Source organism: Streptomyces sp. NBC_01317, assembly GCF_035961655.1.
Classification (GTDB): domain Bacteria; phylum Actinomycetota; class Actinomycetes; order Streptomycetales; family Streptomycetaceae; genus Streptomyces.
The window spans coordinates 3,733,154-3,753,913 of record NZ_CP108393.1; the positions used below are offsets into that span (position 1 = coordinate 3,733,154).

The 20,760-nt window shown below is 68.7% G+C and carries 12 protein-coding genes and 1 tRNA gene; 7 read left to right on the plus strand and 6 right to left on the minus strand.

All coding sequences use genetic code 11. The features are described 5' to 3' along the window. Positions 1-15: 15 nt before the first annotated feature. On the minus strand, positions 16-1,524 hold the full coding sequence (locus OG349_RS15880; RefSeq protein WP_327235224.1) for a glycoside hydrolase family 3 protein: 1,509 nt from the start codon (positions 1,522-1,524) through the stop codon (positions 16-18). 505 nt (positions 1,525-2,029) lie between these two features. Between OG349_RS15880 and OG349_RS15885 the strand changes: the two genes are divergently transcribed. The 5 genes from OG349_RS15885 to OG349_RS15905 are packed head-to-tail and all read left to right on the plus strand — an operon-like array spanning position 2,030 to position 7,455. After that, entirely contained in the window at positions 2,030-3,094 is a 1,065-nt protein-coding gene (locus tag OG349_RS15885; RefSeq protein WP_327235225.1) for a phytanoyl-CoA dioxygenase family protein, read from the plus strand. Continuing rightward, positions 3,076-4,395 carry a DUF6271 family protein gene (locus OG349_RS15890; RefSeq protein ID WP_327235226.1) on the plus strand — a complete coding sequence of 440 codons (1,320 nt, stop codon included), beginning with the start codon at positions 3,076-3,078 and terminating at the stop codon, positions 4,393-4,395. Before OG349_RS15885 ends, OG349_RS15890 begins: the two co-directional genes overlap by 19 nt. 8 nt (positions 4,396-4,403) lie before the next feature. Continuing rightward, positions 4,404-5,612, plus strand: coding sequence for a type III PLP-dependent enzyme (locus OG349_RS15895; RefSeq protein WP_327235227.1), 1,209 nt, complete (start codon positions 4,404-4,406; stop codon positions 5,610-5,612). Beyond that, complete coding sequence (locus OG349_RS15900; RefSeq protein WP_327235228.1) at positions 5,613-6,218, plus strand: GNAT family N-acetyltransferase; 606 nt, start codon at positions 5,613-5,615, stop codon at positions 6,216-6,218. Positions 6,219-6,225: 7 nt separating this feature from the next. Continuing rightward, on the plus strand, positions 6,226-7,455 hold the full coding sequence (locus OG349_RS15905; RefSeq protein WP_327235229.1) for an MFS transporter: 1,230 nt from the start codon (positions 6,226-6,228) through the stop codon (positions 7,453-7,455). 399 nt (positions 7,456-7,854) lie between these two features. Here the strand turns inward: OG349_RS15905 and OG349_RS15910 are convergent, their stop codons facing one another. Continuing rightward, positions 7,855-10,956: an AfsR/SARP family transcriptional regulator gene (locus OG349_RS15910; RefSeq protein WP_327235231.1), complete on the minus strand. Its 3,102-nt coding sequence runs from the start codon at positions 10,954-10,956 to the stop codon at positions 7,855-7,857. A 361-nt stretch (positions 10,957-11,317) separates the two neighbouring features. Here OG349_RS15910 and OG349_RS15915 point away from each other — a divergent pair, with 361 nt between their 5' ends. Together OG349_RS15915 and OG349_RS15920 are read left to right on the plus strand one after the other, a co-directional pair. Next, positions 11,318-13,771, plus strand: coding sequence for a hypothetical protein (locus OG349_RS15915; protein ID WP_327235232.1), 2,454 nt, complete (start codon positions 11,318-11,320; stop codon positions 13,769-13,771). A gap of 73 nt (positions 13,772-13,844) precedes the next feature. Further along, positions 13,845-14,936 carry an IS630 family transposase gene (locus OG349_RS15920; RefSeq protein ID WP_327235233.1) on the plus strand — a complete coding sequence of 364 codons (1,092 nt, stop codon included), beginning with the start codon at positions 13,845-13,847 and terminating at the stop codon, positions 14,934-14,936. Between the two features lie 684 nt (positions 14,937-15,620). Here the strand turns inward: OG349_RS15920 and OG349_RS15925 are convergent. The 4 genes from OG349_RS15925 to OG349_RS15940 all read right to left on the minus strand — a co-directional run bounded on the left by OG349_RS15925 (position 15,621) and on the right by OG349_RS15940 (position 20,758). Next, the gene (locus OG349_RS15925) at positions 15,621-16,865 is read right to left on the minus strand and encodes a hypothetical protein (protein ID WP_442806389.1); all 1,245 of its coding nucleotides are present in this window, start codon (positions 16,863-16,865) and stop codon (positions 15,621-15,623) included. Between the two features lie 149 nt (positions 16,866-17,014). Then, positions 17,015-18,337: an acyltransferase family protein gene (locus OG349_RS15930; RefSeq protein WP_327235235.1), complete on the minus strand. Its 1,323-nt coding sequence runs from the start codon at positions 18,335-18,337 to the stop codon at positions 17,015-17,017. 717 nt (positions 18,338-19,054) lie between these two features. Next, positions 19,055-19,128, minus strand: a tRNA-Thr gene (locus tag OG349_RS15935). A 97-nt stretch (positions 19,129-19,225) separates the two neighbouring features. Further along, a complete protein-coding gene (locus OG349_RS15940; RefSeq protein WP_327235236.1) occupies positions 19,226-20,758 on the minus strand; it encodes an alpha/beta hydrolase in 1,533 nt (510 codons plus the stop codon). Between the last annotated feature and the right edge of the window lie 2 nt (positions 20,759-20,760).

The following is a 20,760-nucleotide window of genomic DNA, read 5'->3' on the forward strand; positions in this document are numbered from 1 at the left end:
AACGGTGACGGTACGTCAGGCGCCGGTCAGGACCTCCGCCGCCGCGACCCCCGAGGCCGCCGTCGCGCCGTGGGTGAAGATCTGGACCGCGCCGGGGGCGGTGGAGCCGGGCAGGCCCATCTCCACCACGATCGCGTCGGGGCGGGCCGCGGTGAGGTCCGCGAGGGCGCGTCCGATCCACTTGTTCCGGGAGGCGTCCCGTACGACCACCACGATCGGACGGCCCGACGCGGGTGCCAGCGCGTGCTTCTCCAGGACGGTGGAGTCGGCCTCCAACTGCTGGTGGTGCACCCGTACGAAGGTGGTTCCCGGCAGCCGCTCGCGCAGCGGTACGGCGACACCCCACGGCGTCTCCTTGCCGATGGCCAGGTTGTTGGAGGGCACCAGCTCCACCACGTGGGGAGCGGCGGTCAGCGGGAGAACGCCCTGCGTCGAGCCGCTCGTACGGATCGCGCGCCGGGCGGCGATGAAGCCGATGTCGCCGCTGACGGGGTTGACCGGGACCCCCTGGCCCAGACGCGTGGACCACTCGGCGAATTCGGCGACCCGGCGGGACGCCTCCACCAGGCGGTCCTCGGCGAGGTCCCCGGCGGACACCGCGCGGACGAGGGCGTCGGCCAGGAGGCCGACGGTGGACTCCTCGGCGTTCTCCCCACCGACGCAGATGGCGTCGGCGCCGGCCGCGACGGCCATGACCGTGGCGCCCTCGATCCCGTAACGGTTCGCCACCGCGCCCATCTCGATGGCGTCGGTGACGATCAGTCCGTCGAAGCCGAGTTCCTTGCGGAGCAGGTCGTTGAGGATGCGGCTGCTGAGGGTGGCCGGCAGGTCGGGGTCGTACGCCGGTACGAGGAGGTGGGCGCTCATGACCGCGCGTACCCCCGCCTTCAGGGCGGCCCGGAACGGGGGCAGCGCCTGCGCGGCGATCTCGTCCAGGTCCGCGTCGTACGTGGGCAGGCCGTGGTGGGAGTCGACGGCGACGTCCCCGTGGCCCGGGAAGTGCTTGGCGCAGGCGGCGACACCGCCCGACTGGAGTCCCTGGATCCACGCGGCGGCGTGCCGGGAGACCAGTCCGGCGTCGACGCCGAAGGACCTGACGCCGATGATCGGGTTGTCGGGGTTGGAGTTGACGTCCACGCTGGGCGCGTAGTTGAGGCTGACGCCGGCCGCGTGCAGCTGGCGGCCCAGGTCGCGCGCGACGGACTCGGTCAGCTCGGGGTCGTCGACGGCGCCGAGGGCGAAGTTGCCGGGGCGGGTGGAGCCGGTCGAGGACTCGATGCGGGTGACGTCCCCCGCCTCCTCGTCGATGGCGATGATCAACGAGGGTTTCTCGGAGCGGAGTTGGGCGGTCAGGTTGGCGACCTGCTCGGGCGACACGATGTTGCGGGCGAAGAGCACGACGGAGGCCAGGCCGTCACGGATGTCGCGCAGGACCCAGTCGGGCGCTTCGGTACCCACGAACCCCGGCTGGAGGACGGAGAGCGCGAGTCGCCGCAGCTCTTTGCTGTGCTTGCTGGAGGACATCGGGTGGGCCTTCCGGTAGTGCCGGATGACCCGGCCCCTTGGTACAGACCAACGGATATTCGCCTAGCTCAATCGACAGTGTCAAGACACCCCCTCGGCCCCGGCCGCCGAACTCATGCCGCCCGTGCGCCCGTTCTCGTCACCCCACCGACACCAACCGTGACCACCGAATAACGAGGCCATTCTCGTAACCTCTTCGGCACTATCCGTGACCGCCAAACCGGAATCGCATCACCTTGTTAGCGCACCCGGAATCCTTGCCCCTTTCTACAGTTGACACGGAGCCGCTGGTCTAGTCCAATTTGTGTGGCGCGAGTTCGCCAGGGGACACGGGGGTCGCAAGGGGCTTGTGAGGCGGACTACCTCTGACGGGACCGTGCGCCGGACTCACCGCTGTGCGTATCAACTCCCGTACTGACAGCGACAACTGACCGACGATGTGTCCCGCCGCGGGTTCGGGCCGGGAGCCATCCGCTCAAGGAAATTCGAGCATTGGAGCGACTGTATGTCGGAGCCTGACAACTATCTCTATCGAGCGCCTTCGGACGTCCCGTATTTCAGCTCGGACGGCGAAACCTATCTCGCGCAGACGCAGTTGCGGGATCTCCGGAAAACACAGAAGCTCCGCGTGCTGTCCGAGGAGGACTTCGCCTTCTGGCAGACGTACGGCTACATCGTCGTGAAGGAGGCGATCCCGGCCGTTTCGGCGAAACGCCTCCTCGATTTCGCCTGGGAGTTCCAGGGACTTGACCCCGAGCGGCCCGAAACGTGGTACGAGGAAAAGGAGTTCCGCTCCGACCTCGACCGGGAACTGCACATCTACGGCTTCGTGGAGGCGTACCACCACCAGCTCATGTGGGACAACCGCCAGACGCAGCGCGTGTACGACGCGTTCGCCGACGTGTGGGACTGCGAAGAGCTGTGGGTGAGCCTGGACCGGCTCAACCTCAACCCGCCCAACGTCAGGAACCGCGACCGCGCGCACATCGCCCCCACGGAGCGCGGGTTCGACATCGACCTCCACTGGGACGTCGACACCACGCTCGGGGTGCTGCCGCAGCGGGTGCAGGGCATCATCGCGCTGAACGACACCAGGCCGGACCACGGCGGCTTCCAGTGCAACCCGGAGCTGTTCCGGCAGTTCGACCCGTGGCGGGTGGCCCAGCCCGCGGACCGGGACCCGATCAGGCCCGCCGTCGACCGTACGGAATTCCCGGTGATCCGGCCCGAGTTGGAGGCCGGCGACCTGCTGATCTGGAACGGTCTGCTGGCACACGGAGTCGCCCCCAACACCTCGGAGAACGGGGTCAGGGCGGTCCAGTACCTGACGATGATGCCCGCCCTGGAATCGCATCAGGAACTGCGCCGTTCGCGCGTCGACTCCTGGCGCCATCTCCGTACCCCGGAGTGGAACAAGACGCTGGTCGGCGACGCCACCCAGCACGAATCCCTCCGGTACGGAGCCGCCGGGCTGACCGACCTGGGTGCCAAACTGCTGGGTCTTGAATCCTGGGGCAAGCAGGACCGCGAACTGCCGACCGGGGACCGGGCATGCGCAGAATCTGTCTGACCCTTCCGACCAACAGGGCCTGCGCCGAGACGATTTCGGCCATCGCCGAAGAAGCGGCTTACGCGGCAGGGCAGTTCGACGTCGAGGTCCACCTGCTCATCCTCGACTCGTCCGACGCGGCCACCTTCGCCGAACACGCCCGGGTCGTACGCGGGGTCTCCGACGTACCGCGGGTGATCACCCATCATCTGGACGAGGCGGAACAGCGGGACTTTCTCCGGCGGGTCATCAACCGGGCGGGCTCCGTCAAGCCGGAGCTGCTGCTCGACCTCATGCTGCCCGCCCGTCTTTCGTACGGCGCGTGCACCAATCGCGCGTTCCTCATCGCCACCGCTCTCGGCTGCGAATCCGTCCACCGCCGGGATTCGGACAGCCGATATCAGGCCGTCGACGGGGTGCCGGTCTTTCCCGTCCACCACGAACTCATGTCGCTCGGAAAGCGCGCGGCCGACGCGGCCGACGGCGTGGACGAGAGCACGCTCGATCCCCGCCACGCGGACAAGCCCGTGACGATGGTGGGCAGTTCGTTCGTCGGCGAGATGTCCGTCGACATCGACGAGATGTACCGGCTCGACCGGGACGTCTACTACGACGTGGTCAGCCTGTGGGCGCCCGGCCAGTGGTCGGCGGAGGAGAAGAAGAAGCTCGCCGACGAGTCCTTCCGGGGCGCCGGCACCGAGGCCTTCACCGAGGACCACGCGACGCTGACCGTGGTCGACCCCATGCACGTCGACATGTGCAACATCGCTTTCCACCAGGTGCACGAATCGGTGCCGCTGCCGCCCGCGACCGACACCATCGGCAGCGACTACTTCCTCCTGCACCTGGTCCAGAATTCCACGCTGCCCGGCGTCCTGCACAACCGCAACATCGTGAACTTCTACACCGGTGAGCGGCGGACGGACGCCGGATTCCTCGCGTACCAGACGAGGTTCGCGAAGTTCTTCCTGTCGATGCTCTACTTCAATTTCATCTACGCCAAAATGGCGGCGGCCGGCGAGACGCTGCTGGACGAACAGCACCGGGTACACGTCCCCACGATCGCCGAATTCGCCAGGGAGAGCGCCGCGCTCGACCGTACGGAAAACGTGGAGCGGCTGGACACCCTCGACCGGTCCTACCGGAAACTGGGCGGCAGATACGCCGAGTTCGCCGACGTCCTTCTCGCGGGTCGCGAGCGGCTTCTGGACGAGGCCCGACAGGACATCAATGATTTCGCGCTGCTGATCGAGGCATGGGCCCCGCTGACGCACGCGAGCCGAGCCACGAGCCTTTACCGGCTCGAACGGCAGTCTGGCTGAACCTGTCGATGACGCACGAGAACATATCCATGCTCACCGCCCTGGCCGCCGCCACCGATGACCGGATCATCTTCGATCTCACGGGAATTGAGGCGAGTTACGACGTCGTCACCCGCGAACTCCCGCACGTCGCCGTCCGCTTCGCCATGAAAGCCTGTCCCGTGGACGAGGTGATCTCCTGCCTCGCGGAAAGAGGAGCGGGAGTCGACGCGGCCAACCCGAACGAGATCGCGCAGGCGATCAACTCGGGTGTGCCGCTCGAACGCATTCATTACGGCAACACCATCAAGTCCGACCGGAACATCCTCGACGCACACCGTCTCGGCATCAGGGACTTCGCGACCGACAGCCTGGAAGACGTCACGGCGATCGCGGAGAACGCCCCCGGCGCCCGCGTGTTCTGCCGGCTGGCGACCGACGGGCAGGGCGCGCTCTGGGGCCTCACCAACAAATTCGGCTGCTCGGCCGCCGACGCGGTGCTCGTACTGGAAAGGGCCCGGGAGACGGGTCTGACCCCGTCCGGGCTGTCCGTGCACGTCGGTTCGCAGCAGATGACCGCCGAAGCCTGGCGCAGCGCCTTCGACAAGCTGGTCGACGTGCTCGAAGTCCTGCACGGGCGGGGCATCTTCCTGGACCACGTGAACCTCGGCGGAGGTCTGCCGGCGCTCGGCTACCTCAACAAGCGGGGCGAGCGGCTGGACCCGCCGCTGGACAAGATCTTCGCCGTCATCCGGGAGGGCATGCGGCGGTGCCGCGAAGTGCCGGGGCACGACCTGGGGTTCATCGTGGAGCCGGGGCGGTATCTCGTCGCCGACCACGGGGCGATCCGGGCGCACGTCTCCCGGCTGTCCACGCGGCGGACGCCCGGCGGGGAACACGAGCACTGGCTGTATCTGAGCTGCGGGAAGTTCAACGGCCTGTACGAGATGGACGAGTTGCAGTACCGGCTCACCTTCCCGACGCACACGGACGCCGTCCACATACCGGCCGTGGTCGCGGGACCCACCTGCGACAGCGACGACGCCTACTCCCGCGAGCACGGGCTGGTGCGCGTTCCCCGTACGGTCGCGTCCGGCGACCCGGTCTGGGTGCTCTCCAGCGGTGCGTACGCCATCAGTTACATGACGCAGGGGTTCAACGGCTTCAGTCCGCTGCCCTACACGTGCATACGCGGCGACCGCCACCTGGCGGGGGCGAGCGGGGAGGCGAGGAAGTAGATGAACCACGACGTGCGCGTACGCCCGGTCTCCGAAGGTGACTGGGACGGGATCGTCGCGCTGGAATCCGGTGCGTACGCCGCCCTCGGGCTGTCCGAGGAGCGGAGTGCCCTGGAGTCCAGGGTGCGCGCGTCGCCGGGCACCTGCTTCGCCCTCGATGCCGAACAGCGGCTCGCGGGCTATGTGTTGGCGCTGCCGTACCCGGAGCACGGGTATCCGGACCTGACGCGCGCGGAGGAAGCGGCGGCGGTACGCGCACACCACTCGAACCTGCATCTGCACGATCTCGTGATCGAGGAGGGGCTTCGGGGCAGGGGGCTCGCGAAGACCCTCCTGCACCACCTCCTCGCGACGGCGCGGTCGGAGGGGTACGAGCGGATCTCCCTGATCGCCGTCAACGGCAGCGACACCTTCTGGGCGGCGAACGGATTCACCGCCCGCCCCGGGGCCGCTCCCACGGAGGGGTACGGACCGGGCGCGGTGTACATGTCCAGGGCTGTACCGGCAGGGGCCTCGCCGGCAGGGGCCTCGCCAGCTGGGGCCGTACAAGAAGCAGCCGTACCAGCAGCGCCAGCCGTACCAGCAGCACAAGACGAAGTGGGCTGATCACACCATGTTCCGTGTTCACGACGATCCCTTCCGCCGCGCACAGTTGGCGATCGCCGCCCTGTTCAGCTCGCTGGGGTTCCAGTACGCCACCTGGGCCGCGCGGCTCCCCGCGATCAAGACCCACCTCGACCTGACCGCGGCGGAGGTCGGCCTGCTGCTGATGGCCACCGGCATCGGCGCGGCCGCGTCGTTCCCCCTGGTGGCGGTCCTCATGCGGCGGTTGGGCTCCCGGCGCCTCGCCCTGGTGGCGGCGCTCGGCCTCGCCCTGCTGCTCCTGGTGCTGGCCGAAGCGCCGAACTACCCCGTCGCCCTGCTGATCATGGCGGTCGACGGCGCGCTCGTGGCGTGTCTCAACGTCGCCATGAACGCGCAGGGGGCGGAGCTGGAGGTGAGGTACGAGCGCAACGCCATGTCCAAGCTGCACGCGACGTTCAGCGGCGGCTCGCTGGCCGCCGCGCTGCTGGCGTCGGGCATGAACACCGTGACGTCCACCGTGATCGTGCACTTCGGGGTGGCGGCCGTCCTGCTCCTGCTGCTGGCCGCGTACGCGCGGCCGGGGCTGCTGGCGCAGGAGCGGCCGGCGGAGGAGAAGGCGGACACGGCGGAGACAGCGGACGCACCGGAGAAGAAGACCCGCGCCAAGTGGGCCCTGCCGGCCGCGATGACGTTGTGGATGGGCGCCGCGATGGCGTTCGGCACGGTCACCGAGGGCGCGATGAACGACTGGTCGGCCATCTACCTCAAGGACGTCGCCAAGGCGTCGGCGGAACTCGCGCCCCTGGGCATCGCCGTCGTCTCGGGAATGATGGTCCTGGCCCGCCTCTTCGCCGACGGCTGGCGCAGCCGCTGGGGCGACGCCCGTATCGTCCGCACCGGCAGCGCACTGGCCGGCGCGGGCCTGGCCGTCGCGCTCCTCACCGGTGGTGTGGTCCCGGCCCTGATCGGCTTCGCCTGCGTCGGCCTGGGCATCGCGGCCGTGACGCCCTGCGTGTACGTGGCGGCGGCGTCACAGGGCTCGGACGCGCTGACCCTGGTGGCCACGATGGGGACGGTGGGCCTCCTGGCGGGCCCCCCGGTGATCGGCTTCATCGCGAACGGGAGCGGCCTGGTGTGGGGCATGGGCGCGGTGGCGGCCTCGGCGATCGTCGTATCGCTGTGCAGCACGCGGATCAGCTGGCCCACACCACAATCGGCGGCGGACCCGGACCCGCTGGACGATCCCCTGACGGCCTGACACTTCCCGGGCATGCGGAAGCCCCAGGACATTGCACGATGTCCTGGGGCTTCGTGGTCACTCCGCCGGTGTCAGGGTCTTATAGCCATGTGGTCGCATCCGTCGCCGACAGCAGATCCACGAACCGCAGGACAACGTACGGCATGCATACGTAGGCTCCAACGGGACGTACGCGCTTTGCCCACCGCATCGCAGCAAATGCACGCGTATCGGAATTCTTGCTTCCGTTAAATATCAAGAGCGCCGTTCCTGATTTCTGAGGGTTTTCCGAGCAGGCACGAGGGCGTGGCGAATTCGGCAGCCGCAGCCCGCATCACGTGATCGAAAGAGTAGCGCGTGACGAGAGCCGCCATCTACCCGCACACCGGCCCGCCGACCCAGCGGCGGAAACAGGCGACCTTATCCCCCGAAACCCCTCGCCCGCCGCAGCGAGGAGAGCGCCTCCAAGGCCCGCTCCTCCTCACCGCGAGCACCGCTCCGTTTGCAGAGCGTGAGTGTTTCCTCCAGGCGAGCCTCGGCCCGCTCCAAGCGCCCACTGTCCAGTTCGGCCTGCGCCAGGTCGTAGAGGACGCCGGCCACCTCACCGGTGGCGCCGATTCTCCTCAGCACCGCCAGGGCGGCAATGAGCTGGGCCAACGCCTGCTCACTGCGACCAGTCATCCGGTACGCCCTGCCGATGCCGGCGAGAGCGATACCCTCCCCGCGCACGTCCCCCACGCCGCGGAGCACCGGTAACGCACGGGCATACAAAGCGAGCGCTTCGTCCGTCTTCCGGCGAGGGGTCAGCACGCTCGCGAGGTTCATCCAGAGTGTGGCGCGATCACCCCTGCTCCCCATGGTCTCCGAGACCTCGATCGCTTCTCGATAAGCCCGCTCCGCCGCTTCCAGATTTCCCATCTGCTGTTGCAGTTCGGCGAGATTGTTCAAGGTGCGATATCTTCCCCTGTCGTCGCCGGCATCGGTAAAACCGGCAAAAGCCCGCAGGAAGTATTCAAGCGCGACCTGATTCTGCCCAAGATGAAGATGTGTGATGCCGAGTAAATTCAGACTGCGCGCCACTTGTAATCGATCGTTCGATCGCAGTCGCAAATCAAGGGAGCGTTCCTGGAGCGTCTGAGCCAGTACGTACTGCCCGGTGTGCCACAGCGGGATCGACAACTGGTGAACCGCTTCGCTTTCCAGATCTTCATCCTTCAACGACCGCGCGATACCCAGCGCCTCACGCGCCATCGCGTACCCCTCGTCGTACTGGCCACTGTGAGCACACACCGCACCCAGATCCAGCAGAGCCCGCGCCCGCGCACCGTCGTCCCCGACGGCCCGCCAGTGCGCGACGGCACGACGCAGCAGGGGCTCGGCCACCTCCAGATGGCCCTCCAGATCCAAGAACCCCGCCAACACATGCGTGTGCAGCGCCAGTTCGGCCTCGGAGCCGTACCGCCGCGTCCAGTCCAACGCCCTCAGCAGATTCGCGCCCTCGGTGATCAGCCACTGCTCGGCCGCCTGCGCGTCCGCGATCTCCGGCTCCCGCGTGGCGGAGTGGCCACCACCGTCGGCGTCGACAACGATCCGGCAGCGGAACGGATAGGCCAACCGGTCGGCCCGGTCCGCGACCCGTACATAGTGATCGACAAGACGCCGAAGTGCCTGCTCCGAGGCCCCTTCGACTTCGCCGCCGGAAGCGGAATCAGAATCCCCCGTATGGTCGCTGAGCGTTCGGGCGTATTCGCGCAGAAGATCGTGAACCGTGAACCGGTGCGGCGACGGCTCGGAAATCAGGTGGTGAGCCTGGAGTTCCTCCAGCGCACGTTCGGTCTCCTCGAAGGAGAGGTCGGCGAGGGCCGCCACCGCGTGCGTACCGAACTGCACGCCGAAGTGCAGTCCGACCTGCCGGAAGACAAGCTGTTGCACAGGCGTGAGTGCGCGGTACGACAATCCGAAAACATGGGACAACGTCCTCTCTCCGTCCCGCATTTCTGAGAGGTGCTCCATCCCGCTCGTCAACTGCTTGAGCAGGTCGGACGTCGTCCACGACGGCCGGGAAAGCAGACGGCTGGCCACAAGCTCGACGGCCAGCGGCAGATATCCACAAATGCGAACGATCTCCGCCGCATCCGAGGCCAGGACAGTACGCCGGCCCCCGAGCCGCTGCGCGAAGAGCGCGACGGCGTCCTCACGCGGCAGCACGTCGAGGGAGACGGGCCGCACACCGGGCAGACCGGGAAGCCGCTGCCGACTGGTCACGATCACCGCCGTCGGGGACGCCCCGGGGAGCAGAGGCCGGACCTGGGCGGCCCCCGCGGCGTCGTCCAGTATCACCAGCATGCGGCGGTCCCGCACCGTGGTGCGCCAGAGCGAGACCAACCCGTCCAGATCCTTGGGCAGTTCGCCCGGCGGGGTGTCGAGCAGGCGCAGCAACTCCGTGAGCGCGCGGACGGCCGTCAGCGGCTCACGGTCCGGGGCATGGCCGTGCAGATGCAGATAAATCCGGCCTTCGGGGAACTCCTCGCGCAGTTGATGCCCGAGATGCACTGCCATCGACGTCTTCCCGATGCCCCCCATGCCGTCGATGGCCTCGATGGTGACCACCGGCGCCGAGGTACGGCTCGTCTCGGAGAGCGCCGCCGTGAGCAGCCGCAGTTCGTCGTGCCGCCCCACCCAGGGGACATCACGCGGCAAGTTGTCAGGAACCCGGTTTGTCGTCCGGGAAGGGGTACGCCTGCCGATCCCGGACTGCCCCAGCAGCGCCGCCGCCGGGGTTCCTGAGAGGATTCCCTGATGGACGCGGTGCAGGCGACGGCCCGCGTCGAGGCCGATGTCACGGACGACACGCTGCCGCGTCCTCTGCACCAGCTTGGTCGCCTCGGCGGAGCGGCTGCTGCCGTACAGGGCGAGGGCCAGTCGCTCGACCAGGGCCTCGTCGACCGGATGCTCCTCGACCAGAGGCAGCAGTACGGGTACGGCCTCCGCGAACTTCCCTGCCCCCATGAGGATTTCGGCCCGGACCATGGCGGCGGTGAGGCTGCTCTCGGCGACCGTGGCACGCAGATGACCTGCCCAGTACGCGGAAATCCCCGCCAGGGCCTCGCCGCGCCAGAGGCCCGCCGCCAGGTCCAGCAGGCGAATGGCCTCGTCCTCGTCGTCGCTGTCCTTCAGAGAGCGGGCCTGGTCGACATAACTCGTGTAGCGACGCAGGTCGACCCGGTCCGGATCGACCTGCATGACATACGAGTTGGTCCGGCTGTTGATCGCGGGCGCGTCACCCCCGGCGATCCGAAAGGCTTTTCGGATACGCGATACGTGGGCGTGCAGCGCTTCTCTGGCTTTGGCCGGCGGGTTGTCGTCCCAGATCCGGTGGATCAGCGTATCCACACTCACCGTACGACTGGCATCCCAGGCCAGAGCGGCGAGCGCCAGGCGGGTCTTGGTGGAACCGAGATCATTGCGTCGGCCGAGGGCCCGTACTTCGACCGATCCTGAAAGTCGAATCTCGAACTCCACCAGCGTCCTTCCGCCGGTCCGGCCTCTCCTGGCCGGGTATCCGAGGATGTCACGCGGTAGTCATGCGTGGCCATCAAGGCCCCATTTAAGTCCGAAATTGATTCATCTAAGAACGATTCCGTTCAGCCGCCCCCGAGGCAGGGGAAGGACTCCACGACGGTCACTGACGAAGCGCGTCCGGTGCATATGCTGTTGGCATGAGCCGGGCAGTGCGTATGGGGGTACGGACGTGGCATTTCCTGAATCCGGCACACCGGAAGCATTGTTATCGGCCATGGCCTTGTGTGCCAGGGACCGGGAATCCCTCGCGTGGCGGGAATTGGCCCACGTTCTCCGCGCGACGGCTCGGGTGGATCAGGGGGTGGCCGAGTTGTGGCGCGCGGTGGAAACGGCCACGGCCGCTGTCGGAGTCACCCCGGCGATGGCGCAACTGGCCTGGGCGGTCGCCGCGTTGGCTTCGCGCGATTCCGGCACGGAGGCGGCGGTGACCGACTGGCTCCGGCGGCACACCCCGCCCACGGTCAGCAGGGACGATGCGAACCCGGACCGCACGAACCCGGACCGCACGGACTCGAACCGTACGGACTCCGACCGTGCGGACTCCGACCGTACGAACGCGGATCGTACGAACGCCATCGGCGGGGCCGCCGTCATCCACGGCCCGGCCGTGCAGGCACGCGACATCCACGGCGGCATCCACGTGCACCATTCCGCCCCACAGGACAGACCCCGGCCTCCGGCGCCCCGCCAATTTCCGCCCGTACGACGGCAGTTGGTCGACCGGGAGAGCGACGTACGAGCCCTGGACGCCCTCCGCGCGCAGCATCCTCCGCACACCCACCAACTCCTGGTGGTCAGTGGCTTCGCGGGCGTCGGGAAAACAACACTCGTCTCCCGCTGGCTGCGTGATCAGGCGGACAGCTTTCCCGACGGCCAGCTGTACGCCGATCTGGGCGGCCACGCCACCGGCGGAGAGGCCGGGGAAGGCAGGGAAGGCGGGGAGACCAGGGAGGCCGGCGGGCCGGTTGTCCGGCCGGTTCGCCCCACCGCCGTACTGGAAGGCTTTCTGCACGCCCTCGGGGCCGCCTCCGTACCGGCGGACCTCGCCCAACGAATCGCCCTCTGGCGCTCGTTGACCGCGGACCTGCGGCTCGGCGTCTTCCTGGACAACGCATACACGGCGGCGCAGGTCCGCCCGCTCCTGTTCGGTTCAGCGACGGGCCTCACGGTCGTGACCAGCAGAAACCATCTCACCGGGCTGCTGGTCGACGGCGCGGCCCTCCACCGGCTGGGAACCCTCACCACGGAATCGGCCGTCAAGCTGCTGGCCGCCGGCGGTGGCGGCAGCCGCGTCGCACAGGACCCGGTCGCGGCACGCGAGGTCGTCACCCTGTGCGCCTGCCTCCCCCTCGCGGTCTGCCTGGCGGCCGCACAACTCGCCGTCCGTCCGAACCGTTCCGTATCCGCCCTCGCCGCGAGCCTGTCCCAGGGACAGGGGTCGCTCGACGCCCTACGTATCGATGGAGAAGCCGTGGTGCGTACCGCACTTGACCTCTCGTACGAACTGCTGCCGCACGACAGCGCGACGCTCTACCGGCGGATGGGTCTGCTGCCCACGGACCGCTACGACCTCTTCTTGCTGACCGCGAGCACCGCCGACAACACCACCACCGCGGAGGCCGTCGAACTGGCCCTCGACGCACTGCTGGAAGCGAATCTCCTGGAGGAGACGGGCTCGGGCGTCTACCGCTTCCACGACCTCGTACGCCCCCACGCGCGGCGGCTCGGCACAGCGGAGGAATCCGTTGCGCGGTACGAGCACACACTGCGCCGGTACGTGGCCTGGTGCCTGGCCACCGCGAGCGAGGCGGAGACGATCCTCACGCCCAGCCACCGCATGCCGATCTCTGACTATGCATCAGATTCACCTGACGCACCGGCTGTTGTACCGACCCCCCTCGCGGGGCCGGCCGAGGCGCTGGACTGGCTCGACACCCACCGTGACGGTCTGATGGGCGCCGTACGGCACTGTGCGGATGCCGGATGGCACACCGCCTGCTGGCGCCTGGTGGACGTGATGTGGCCTTTGTTCCTACGCCTCCGGCCCACGGACCTGTGGATCGAGGCACACCGCGAGGGCCTCGCGGCGGCGCGCGCGAGCGGGTCCAGAGCGGGCGAGGGACGCATGCTGACCTCGGGTGCGATCGGCCTGCGCACCGCCGGCCGGTACGCGGAGTCCGCCGACTGGTACACGCAGGCGCTGGAGCACGCGACGTACGACGGAGACGTACGACAGCAGGCGCAGGCACTCAACGGTCTCGGCCACCTCAGCCTGCTGACCTCACAACTGGACGAGGCGCGCGGGTACTTCGAGAACGCCCTGCGGCTACGGGAGTCCATCGGATACCTGCGCGGGGCCGCACTTTCCCGAAGACGCTTGGGGGAGACCGCCCTAGCGGCGGGCGAACTCTCCACGGCGGCCGATTACTTGGTCCGCGCACATGCCGAACTCGACGCGCAGGAAGAGCACTACGAGGCCGCCCGCGCTCTGGCCCTCCTCGGACACGTCCTGGCGTCCGACGGCGATCACGAAGGGGGCACGGCGCGGCTGCGGGAGGCGCTGGGGATGTTCCGTGGAGCCGGCGCCCGGTCGGAACACTGGCAGGCGCGTTCCCTGGAATGGCTCGGACAGGCCGCCGAACAGCGGGGCGACGGGGAGGAGGCCGGTCGCTGTTACGAGGCGGCCCGGGAGCTGTACGGGCGGCAGGACCCGGCCGACGCGCGGCGCGTGGACGACCGGCTGCGGCACCTGTGAGCGGTGCCGCAGCCGGTGCCGGATTCCTAGTCTTCTGAGTCAGGAATTCTGTTCAGATGTTTAGACTTGGCCTGTGGCACGTACTGGACGGCCGAAGGCCGAGTTGGTTCTGTCGGACGAGGAGCGGGCTGCGCTCGAGGGGTGGGTGCGGAGCCGTTCCACGCCGCAGGCGTGGGCCTTGCGCTGTCGGATCATCCTGGCCTGCGCGGAGGGCGCCTCCAACAAGGACGTCGCTGCCCGGCTCGGCGCGACGCCGCATGCGGTGGGCCGCTGGCGGGCGAGGTTCGTCGAGTATCGGATCGCCGGCCTGGGTGACATGCCCCGCTCGGGCGGTCCCCGGACGGTGAGCGACGAGCAGGTGGCCGCGCTGGTCACCAGGACGCTGGAGTCGGCTCCGAAGAACGCGACGCACTGGTCGACGCGGTCGATGGCGAGGCGGACGGGCCTGTCGCAGTCGACGGTGTCGCGGGTCTGGCGGGCGTTCGGTCTGCAGCCGCACCGGTCGCAGACGTTCAAGCTGTCGACAGACCCGTACTTCGTCGACAAGGTCCACGATGTCGTCGGCCTCTGTCTGGACCCGCCCGAGCGGGCTCTGGTCTTCTGCGTGGACGAGAAGTCGCAGATCCAGGCCCTCGATCGCTCGCAGCCGGTGCTGCCGATGATGCCCGGAGTGCCGCAACGCGTCACGCACGACTATGTCCGCGCCGGCACCACCACCCTGTTCGCCGCCCTGGAGGTCGCCACAGGCAAGGTCATCGGTTCCCTGCATCGCCGCCACCGCGCCGAGGAGTTCAAGAAGTTCCTCGTCAAACTCGACCGGGAAGTGCCCGACGGCCTCGACATCCACCTCGTGCTGGACAACTACGCCACCCACAAGACCCCGGCCATCAAGACATGGCTACTGGCCCACCCGCGGTTCCATCTGCACTTCACGCCGACTGGATCGTCCTGGCTCAATCTTGTGGAGCGATGGTTCGCCGAGCTGACGAACAAACAGATACGGCGAGGCGTCCACAAGACCGTCCAGGCCCTGGAGAAGGACATCCGGACCTGGATCACAGCCTGGAACACCGACCCCAGGCCCTACATCTGGACCAAGACCGCGGACGAGATCCTCGAACGCCTCGCCTCATATCTGAACAGAATTCCTGACTCAGAAGACTAGGGCGTGTCCGCGAAGTGGCGTCTGGCTCGCGACGCCCGGCACGCCCTCCGGGCGAACGACGCCACTTCGCGGACACGCCCTACTCCCCGCCCCCCTCAAGGACGACGGACCTCAAGTCCCCCGACGAACCCCCGGCGACAACCCAGGCGTGCGCCACGGAGGCGACAACAAACGGAGGAGCCGGGAAGCGACCGACCGCCGCCCCCGCGGGCAGGACAACACTCCCGCCACCCCGTGCCCCCAGCGCACACCCACCGCCCCTGTCCGATACGGCGGCGACGAGACACCCCGGCCATCGCGCGACCAGCTGTTCCGCACGGGCGCGAGCCGCCACCGACGGCAGCGGCGCCCGCGCGACGAGTACATCGGCGTACTCCGCGCGGCGGGCTCCCCCTGGAGCGTCGGGGTTCACCAACAGGTGTACGTCACAGGCCTGTTCGCGGGAGAACCCCGACCACCTCCCGTCCAACGGGACGGCCGCATCGACCCGTACACGCACCACACCGCTCCCCGTCACAGACCTCCATCCGACGGAGGCCCCCACAGCGACCATCCCGCCGAGGGAACCCGTACAGGCGTGGTCCCCACCGAGGAAGCGAACCCACCCCCACCTCACGCAGGGCAGTGCCGCCTCGGAGGAGTCTTCCTCACTCCCCGTACGCCGCCCCCCGACAGGCCGGCCCCTCACTGCGCCATCCCCAGAGAACCGGCCTCCCACTGCTCCAGCGGAGAGGGCAGCGGCAGGGGCGGAACGGGCGGCGCGCTGGCGGGTTCGCCCAGCTCCAGCATGGAGTAGATGACCGTACGCATCCGCTGGTGGAACTCTCCGGGCGCAGACGACAGCAGGGCGGCGACCTGGGCGTACTGCCCCGGACGATGCTGTCGCGCCGCGTACCGCAACTGCTCGTCCAGCGGATGCCCGGGGGTGACCACCGGCGCGACGGTGGCAAGAAGCGCCGCCGGGGAGTACGCGGCGATCTCACGCCTCGGTCCGGGCGTGAGCAGTACGGCGGCGTCGGTCAGCGTACTGTACGCCGTAAGGGAGCCATGGTCCCCGATCACCCAGTCGGCCGCGATCAGCAGAGACTGCCAGTCCGCCTCCGGTGGCACCACCGAGATCCCGCGTCCACGGCAGCCGGCCAGCCAGCTCCGCACCTGCCAGTTCCCGTGCCCGGAGAAGATGTTCGGGTGGAAGAGGAACGCCACCCGGTAGTCCTGGCCCGGGAGTTGGCTCAGGAGCTGCGGCAGCAGGGCGTCGATCCGCCCGAAGGTGGAGGTGGGCCCCCAGGTCGAGGTGACCACCACGAACGGCTGCCCCTCACCGAGCCCCAGCGCCCGCCGGTACTCCTCGCGCCGGGGCATGCCGGCCACGATGCGATCGACGCAGGGGTCGCCCACCACGTGGGCGACGGCCAGCGCCTCGGGGCACGAGAGCGCCAGTTCCTCCAGATCACGCTCATGCGCGTAGACGATCGCCGCGGGCCCGACGCGCCCCTCGTGCAGCAGATGCTGACGACTCAGCATCCCCGGCGCCCGCGTCTCCCCCGGCGCCAGCGACGAGGTGTCGGTCAGCAGTTTGGTGTGGCCGGCTCCGTGCGACATCCGCAGAACCGGCGCGTTCAGCTCATGCACCCCCCGGGACCCGGCCGCGAGCACCAGGTCGAACTCGGCCCGCAGCGCCTCTTCCCAGGGCACGGTGGCGATCCCCAGACTCTCCAGGTACCGCGCGACACCGCCACCGAACGCGTGCGGCGCGGCGGTGAAGACCACCTGGATCCGGAAGTCCGCCTCCAACAGGCAGAAAGCCTCGCGCAGACGCTGAGCGAAGGCCACGGTGTGGGCAACGACCAACACCTGCTTGCAGTCCGGTACGGTCAGCCACCGGCCTTGCTCGATCAGCGCCGATTGAGTGGTTTTGACAGACACAATGCTCCCCCATGCTTGTCGGCTGCGTACAGCAGTCGACGGGGGAATGCCCGACACGTACGACGCTTTCCTTGCAACCACCTTGCAGCCACCTTGCCCGCCCGCACCTCACCGAAGAGGCCCCAGGTCAGGGCGAGATGTCCCAGGGCAGATCAGACGGTTTCCCTCAAAGCGCCCTTGGCATCGTCCGGTTCTTCCCGGCCCGCCAGGCGGGTTGTCATCACGAGTATGGTGCCCAGGACGAGGGCCAGGGCGGCCGGCACCGGGACCCGTCCGTCGGGGGCGAAGCCCCGGGTGGCGAAGTAGGCGAAGGCGGCGACGCCGGCTGGCAGACCGAGCCACAGAGGCCAGGCGCGGCGCAGGTCGAAGCGCGGCCGGGTACGTTCGTACAGTCGCGCCTGCCACCGCTCCAACGGCCTCAACACCACCAGCACACCGACCAGAACCACACCGAGCACCAAGAGCCACGGCACCCGCAGCGCCCACCACGCCCCGGACCCGAACACGGGGTCGGGCGCGATCCCGGGCAGGTAGAAGACGGCGGCGACCACCAGCACCGGCAGCATGTGCCACAGGTAGAGCGTCATGCTGGCGCCGCCCACGCGGCGCACGGCCCGCCACACCCGCTCGCGGGCGAGGAGCCGCCGTACCGCCGGCGCGGCGAGCAGACACAGACCGACCTGTGCCACCACCCAGGCCAGCATCGCCGCCGACGGCGGGTCGGTGTTGCTGGGGGTCTGCCCGGTCACCCGGATCAGACTGACCGGGAACGGCCCGAACGTGATCAACGCCGCGAACACCAACCCCCCGCCCACCATCAGAGCGACCGCCACCGCGACCGGCCGACGCCCCGTCAGCAGCCCGTCGTACCAACAGAAACCCAGCTGGTACGCCACGCCCCACACCAGCACGTAGTTGACCGCTCCGACGTACGGCGCCTGCCCACCCATCCCCCACCAGCCGACCACCAGGGCGACGGCGCCCATCACCACCGGCACGCGAAGTCCCCAGCGCCGGTGTGCCGCGTGCAGCGGCGGAGTCAGGACGCCGAGGAGCAGGTACACCGGCAGGAACCAGAACTGCATCGCCATCGCCCACCCCACCAGAGCCAGGGTGCCCGGATCCACACCAACAACCGAGCACACGCCGACGGCAGACAGCACGAGCCCGCTGTACACAGCCGCCGGAAGCAACAACCGCAGCCCCCGCCGCCCGACCCACCCAGCAGCCGTACCCCCCGCCGCCCGGGCCCGCACCCAGGAACCACCCGCCGCGTGGCCCCCGGCCAGAAAGAACAACGGCATGATCTGAAAACCCAGCGTCAGCCACCGCGTCCACGGCTCGACCGCCAACAACTCCGGCGCGTCAATCTCCCCACCGGGCCCGAGAACCAGCCCAGTGATCACCCAGTGCCCCAGCACCACCAGAACGATCGCCCAGGCACGCACGAAGTCGACATACCGGTCCCTCCCCATGCGCCACCATGCTGCCCCCCACAGCCCTCACCCGGGCAAACTCCCCCAGGACCGCAACCAACTCGTACCCAACACGACACAAGCCAACGCCGCCCGACCGGGTCGGGAGTGAGCCCCACCCGCCGGTGAGCCCTACCCGCCGGTGAGGCAGCAGCGGCCGGGGGCCGCTTCCGGGCCTATTGCCTCAAAGCGCTCGCCGTCTTCTTGTAAGGCATACAGACGGCCGCCGCCACTGCGGCGTTCCCCACAACAAGAAGCATCGACAGTGCAAATCCGCCCACGAAGAGCCTAGTACGTATCACTCGGCCACACTCCCGCTCATGATCGAAACATTCTCAGCGCGGACAGTACTGACCTCAACGCGACCATACAAACTGACAAACCGTCATGCATATTGCGCCGGTCCCCACGAGAGCGCCCATGATCCGCATCCAGTCCCGGACAGCCCGCCGACCTGCAAGGAATCTACCCGTGTAGCACCACGGAGTGCCCGGACGATCAAACGGTCCACGCCGGCAACGAGCTAGACCATTCCGGCCTGCGGCACCTCCTCGGCGCCTGACCCGACCCGCCCCGGCGGCCTGCCGCGAGGGAGCCGGATCGAGTGGGACCAGAACGGAGACCACAGCCGGCCGAGCGGCTCGCGACCCGCGCCGCCGCATCCGGGGGAATAGCAAAAGCCCCAGGTCATGGCGAGATGTCCTGGGGCTTCTACAGAGCCGCCTTCGGGATTCGAACCCGAGACCTACGCATTACGAGTGCGTTGCTCTGGCCAACTGAGCTAAGGCGGCGTGCCGTCCGGACCATACTGCGGTCAGCGGCGGGGCCAAGTCTACACAGTTTCCGGGGGTGCTCCTCACCCCCTGGGTGCTGGGGTGTTTTTGCAGGTCAGGAGCACTTTGTGGCGGGTTTGGGGGGTGTGCCCTCCAGGATGTAGGTGTTGATCGCCGTATCGATGCAGTCGCTGCCCCGGCCGTACGCCGTGTGGCCGTCACCGTCGTACGTGAGCAGGGTGCCCGAGGAGAGCTGGTCGGCCAGGGAGACCGCCCATTTGTACGGGGTCGCCGGGTCGCGGGTGGTGCCGACCACGACGATCGGGGCCGCGCCCTTGGCCTCGATGCGGTGTGCGGTGCCGGTGGCCTTCGTGGGCCAGTACGCGCAGTTCAGGGACGCCCACGCGAGGCCTTCGCCGAAGACCGGGGAGGCCTCTTCGAAGGAGGGCAGGGCCTCGGTGACCTCGGCGGGGCCCGAGAAGGCCGGCGGGAGGTCCAGGCAGTTGACGGCGGAGTTGGCGAACATCAAGTTCGCGTACGAGCCGTCGCTGTCGCGTTCGTAGTACGAGTCGGCGAGGGTGAGGAGCGCCGAGCCGTCGCCCGCCATCGCCGTCGTGAGGGCCTCACGGAGCTGCGGCCAGGCGGACTCGTCGTACATCGCGGCGATCACCCCCGTCGTCGCCAGCGACTCCGTCAGGGGGCGGCTCTCGCCCGTGGCCACGGGCTTGGCGTCCAGGGTGTTGAAGAACGCCTTCATCCGTACGCCGACGTCCGCGACGGACTTCGTGCCGAGCGGGCAGTCCGTCTGCTTGACGCAGTCCGCCGCGAAGGAGGCGAAGGCCGTCTCGAAGCCGGCGGTCTGGTCGCGGTTCAGCTCGCGGGCCGGGAGGGACGGGTCCATCGCGCCGTCGAGGACGAGCCGGCCGGTGTGCTTCGGGAACAGCTCGGCGTACGTCGCCCCGAGGAAGGTGCCGTACGACGCACCCACGTACGTCAGCTTCTTGTCGCCCAGCGCCGCGCGGAAGACGTCCATGTCGCGGGCCGCGTCGACCGTGGAGACATGCGGCAGGATCGTGGCCGACCGCTTCTCGCAGCCCGCCGCGAACTTCTTGAACGACGCGGTGAGGAGTGTTTCCTCGCCTTGGTCGTCCGGGGTCTGGTCGACCTGCGTGTACGCGTCCATCTCCTTGCCCGTCAGGCATTCGACCGGCTCGCTGTCGGCCACCCCGCGCGGGTCGATGGCCACCATGTCGTACCGCGCGCGGACCGGGGCCGGGTAACCGATGCCCGCGTACGCCTGGAGGTAGCCGACGGCCGAGCCGCCCGGGCCTCCGGGGTTGACCTGGAGGGAACCGAGGCGTGTGCCGGGGCCTGTGGCCTTCTTACGGGCCACCGCCAGGCTGATCTCCGTCCCGTCCGGCTTCGTGTAGTCCAGCGGCGCCTTCATCTTGGCGCATTCAAAGCCGGTCACCCCGCACGAACGCCAGGCGAGCTTCTGCCCGTAGAACTTCTTCAGCGCGGCCGGATCCGCCGTCGAGCCCGCTCCCGTACCCGCCCCCGACGCCGAGTCGGAGCTGCAACCCGAGAGCAGGAGACCGGCCGCCACGAGGGCGGTGGCGGAGATGCGGAAGAGGCGCCTGGTGTCCATTC

Excerpts from the sequence above, each read along its gene's own strand:
- OG349_RS15880 (WP_327235224.1), bottom strand. The coding sequence starts at position 1,524 with ATGTCCTCCAGCAAGCACAGCAAAGAGCTGCGGCGACTCGCGCTCTCC.
- OG349_RS15885 (WP_327235225.1), top strand. The coding sequence starts at position 2,030 with ATGTCGGAGCCTGACAACTATCTCTATCGAGCGCCTTCGGACGTCCCG.
- OG349_RS15890 (WP_327235226.1), top strand. The coding sequence starts at position 3,076 with ATGCGCAGAATCTGTCTGACCCTTCCGACCAACAGGGCCTGCGCCGAG.
- OG349_RS15895 (WP_327235227.1), top strand. The coding sequence starts at position 4,404 with ATGACGCACGAGAACATATCCATGCTCACCGCCCTGGCCGCCGCCACC.
- OG349_RS15900 (WP_327235228.1), top strand. The coding sequence starts at position 5,613 with ATGAACCACGACGTGCGCGTACGCCCGGTCTCCGAAGGTGACTGGGAC.
- OG349_RS15905 (WP_327235229.1), top strand. The coding sequence starts at position 6,226 with ATGTTCCGTGTTCACGACGATCCCTTCCGCCGCGCACAGTTGGCGATC.
- OG349_RS15930 (WP_327235235.1), bottom strand. The coding sequence starts at position 18,337 with ATGGGGAGGGACCGGTATGTCGACTTCGTGCGTGCCTGGGCGATCGTT.
- OG349_RS15940 (WP_327235236.1), bottom strand. The coding sequence starts at position 20,758 with ATGGACACCAGGCGCCTCTTCCGCATCTCCGCCACCGCCCTCGTGGCG.